Annotated in this window: 2 tRNA genes; both read left to right on the top strand. The window is 39.3% G+C overall.

Features of this window, described 5'->3' with window-relative positions:
• The first annotated feature begins 105 nt into the window (after positions 1 to 105).
• Positions 106 to 182, top strand: a tRNA-Ile gene (locus tag OIZ54_RS20270).
• 67 nt (positions 183 to 249) lie between these two features.
• Positions 250 to 325: transfer RNA gene (locus tag OIZ54_RS20265), tRNA-Ala, on the top strand.
• The last annotated feature ends 212 nt before the right edge of the window (positions 326 to 537 follow it).

Raw genomic sequence — 537 nt, 5'->3', positions numbered from 1 at the left:
GGGGAACCTGGGGCTGGATCACCTCCTTATACGATTTAGAACTTATTTGTTCGTAGTGTCCACACAGATGATTGTTAATTGTAAAGAGAACAACACTTATTGTTTGGGTCTGTAGCTCAGTTGGTTAGAGCGCACCCCTGATAAGGGTGAGGTCGGTGGTTCAAATCCACCCAGACCCACCACTTCTTCTTAATCTTATCACTAAGATTAAAGCGAAGTCGGATAACAAACAATAAGACCAGCATATGTGGGGCTATAGCTCAGCTGGGAGAGCGCCTGCCTTGCACGCAGGAGGTCAGCAGTTCGATCCTGCTTAGCTCCACCACTTTACTTCTTAAAAATAAATATTCTTTATCGGGTAGCAACATCACCTGAGAATTGAGTGTGTTTAATTTTGAGAAGTTTTTGATTCTCTGCTCTTTAAAAATTTGGAAAAGCTGATAATAAAATTCGTATAAATAACAATGTTATTTGTACAGAGTTTTCAAAAGTAAAAAAGAATGATAGCAGTATCATTCAGTGCCAATTTAATCATTC

It is taken from the genome of Pseudoalteromonas sp. A3, assembly GCF_025942345.1.
Taxonomy (GTDB): domain Bacteria; phylum Pseudomonadota; class Gammaproteobacteria; order Enterobacterales; family Alteromonadaceae; genus Pseudoalteromonas; species Pseudoalteromonas atlantica.
The sequence above is the reverse complement of the archived record's forward strand: the minus strand, read 5'-3'. Positions and strand labels throughout refer to the sequence as shown.